The 2,767-nt window shown below is 70.9% G+C and carries 2 protein-coding genes; one reads left to right on the top strand and one right to left on the bottom strand.

The genetic code is table 11. The annotated features are described in order from the left end of the window. On the bottom strand, window positions 1-1,538 hold a 1,538-nt coding region (locus tag ACTWQJ_RS49835), incomplete at its 3' end, for a glycoside hydrolase family 127 protein (RefSeq protein WP_443312962.1). 224 nt (window positions 1,539-1,762) lie between these two features. Here ACTWQJ_RS49835 and ACTWQJ_RS49830 point away from each other — a divergent pair. After that, on the top strand, window positions 1,763-2,767 hold a 1,005-nt coding region (locus tag ACTWQJ_RS49830; protein WP_443312961.1), incomplete at its 3' end, for a glycosyl hydrolase.

The following is a 2,767-nucleotide window of genomic DNA, read 5'->3' as shown; positions in this document are numbered from 1 at the left end:
AGCCAGCCGGGAATGCGCACCCTCAGCGCGAAGCGCCCGCCTCCCCGGACGACGGTGAGACGGACGGTCTCGGCGTCCGGGTAGCGGGTCTCCTGACGGAGCGTCACGCCGCGTTCGTCCCAGCGGACCTCGGACGGGATGAAGAGGTTGACGTACAGGGCGTCGGGCGTGTGCGCGTAGACGGTGTCGGCGAACTTCGTCTGGGTCTCCAGCGCCGTGCCGTGGTCGCAGGAGAAGTTGTCGTAGTCGCTGCTGTAGCTGTCCGGCGCGGCTCCGAGGCCCCCTTTGGGCTGCCGCTGCGAACCGGCCCACAGCCCGGTGTAGTAGGTGACGTAGCCGTGGGCGGAGTCGGGGTCCTGCTCGCCGAGCATCTGGTTGAGCAGGGTCCACTCGTAGTGGTCCATGTAGGCGGCCGTGCCCGGGTCGTGCAGGAAGAGCTGCCGGCCCAGCTTGAGCATGTTGTAGCTGTTGCAGTTCTCGCAGGTGTCCTCGGAGAGCCTGCTGACGATTTCTCCGGGCGGGCCGAAGAACTCCTGGTCGGAGTTGCCGCCGATGACGTACGAGTGATCGCGCACGACCGTGCGCCAGAAGTACTCGGCGAGCCGCAGATAACGCTCGTCGCCGGTGGCCTCGTACTCGTGGACCGCGCCGACGATCTTCGGGATCTCGGTGTTGGCGTGCCGCCCGGCGAGCTCGTCACGACCCGCCGCGAGCGGCCCGAACACCTCCTCGTGGTCGAAGCGGCGTGCGGTGCGCAGATGGGCCGGGTCTCCTGTGACCTGGTGGAGCCGCGCAAGCACGTCGTTCATGCCGCCGAACTCGACCTTGAGCACCGACTGCATCGTGGCGTACGGGAGCGCCGCGGTGCGCCGCTCCGCCCACGCGGCCATGGCGCGCAGCACGTCCAGCGCCTGTGCGCTGCCGATGAGTCGGTGGCAGTCGAGCAGCCCGGCCATGATCTTGTGGATCGTGTAGTACGGCGCCCAGGGCTTGCCCCCGGCCTCCAGCTGGTCGAAGACCTGCTCGGGGAAGGCGGAGAGGTAGCCGGGCCCGTATCCGACGGCGGGCGAGGCCGCCTGGCACTCGGCGAGCGCGGCGACGATCCGGTGGGCCTTGGCGGCGTAGGGCTCGTCGCCGGTGTTGGCGTGGGCGATGGCCAGACCGGAGAGCAGATGCCCGGTGGTGTGGCCGCGCAGCAGCACCGTCGGCGACTCCCAGCCGCCGCAGGGCCCGGCCGCGGAGGGCAGACCGACGTTGGTGCGGAAGGTGTGCAACAGCCGGTCGGGGTCGACGGCGAGCAGATAGGCGCAGGTGCGGCGCATGTTGGCGCGGAACGGGCTCTCGAGGAGCCTGACCGAGCTCAGCGGGAACGGGGACAGCGCCGGGCGGCGGAAGGCGTGCCGCGTGTCGATGCGTGCGGCGGGGGCCGGCGCGGCGTCGACGGCGGTGGCCGTAGCCGCGGATCCCAGGGCGACAGCTGTGGTGACGGCACCTGTGCCCGCTATGAAGTGACGCCTCGTCAGCGGATTTGGGGGCATCGGGGTGGAGCTCCTTCGGGCAACGTGATTGAAACGTTTCGGAGAGCTGACGGTCACTCTGGGGCCACACGGCGAGCCCGGTCAAGGGGCCTGCTTGAAAGGAAACTCTGCGATGAGGAGCCCGACCCCTTGCCGTGATGCGCCTGCGCCCGTATGTTTCCGCCAGATTTCTTGAATCGTTCAAACAAAGAGTGCACGGAACAGTGCACGGCGAGGGGGCGGGCATGAGCCTGCGGCGGAGAGCGCTGCTGAAGATGGGGGCCGCGGCCGGTGCGGCGATGGCCCTGCCCTGGGGCACGGCCACGGATGCGGGCGCGGCACCGTCCGCCGGACACGGGCCCTCGCCGGACGTACGGAGTGCCGTGCCGCGCGCCTTCGCCGCCCCCGGCTCCGCCGTGCGCCCGAAGTTCCGCTGGTGGTGGCCCGACGCCCTGGTGGACACCGACGAGATCGCCCGCGAGATCGACCAGATCGCGGCCGCCGGCTTCGGCGGCGTCGAGATCGCCGCCGTCACCCACAGCATGCGGGGCGGCGAGACGATCGACCCGGTCCGCTACGGCTGGGGAACACCCGCCTGGGTCAGGGCTGTCGAGGCGGCCCTGCGGCAGGCGAGGAAGCGGGACATCACCGTCGACCTGACCCTGGGACCCGCGTGGCCGAACTCCGTTCCCTCCCTCACCCCCGACAGCCCGGCCGCCGTGCAGGAGCTCGCGCACGGTACCGGCACGCTCACCGCGGGCCAGAGCTGGACCGGCGCACCTCCGGCACCCGGCACCCCGCCCGCCGAAGGCGTCACGAAGCAGGAGTTGAAGCTGGTCCAGGCGATCCGGATCACCGACGCCGCCGCCCGGCCCGTGCTGCTGGACCAGACCACGGTCACCGACATCACCGGCGCCATGGCCGACGGCGAGCTCCGCTGGACGGCTCCCGACGACGACGGCGCCTGGCTCGTCATCGCCTACTGGGAGCGCGGCTCCGGCCAGCGCCCCGAGGGTCCGCACCACACCGACCCGCTCAGCTACGTCATCGACCACTTCAGCGCCGAAGGCACCCACGCCGCCATCGACTTCTGGGAGCGGCACCTCCTTCCGGCGAGCACCCGCAAGCTGCTGCGCGAGACGGGCGGCGCCCTCTTCGAGGACTCCATCGAACTCGAGACGGACGAGACGATGTGGACGCCCGCGCTGCCGGCTGAGTTCGAGAAACGCATGGGCTACTCCCTGCTGCCC

The sequence above is a fragment of the Streptomyces sp. KR55 genome (assembly GCF_052245645.1).
Taxonomy (GTDB): Bacteria; Actinomycetota; Actinomycetes; order Streptomycetales; family Streptomycetaceae; genus Streptomyces; species Streptomyces flavusporus.
The sequence above is the reverse complement of the archived record's forward strand: the minus strand, read 5'-3'. Positions and strand labels throughout refer to the sequence as shown.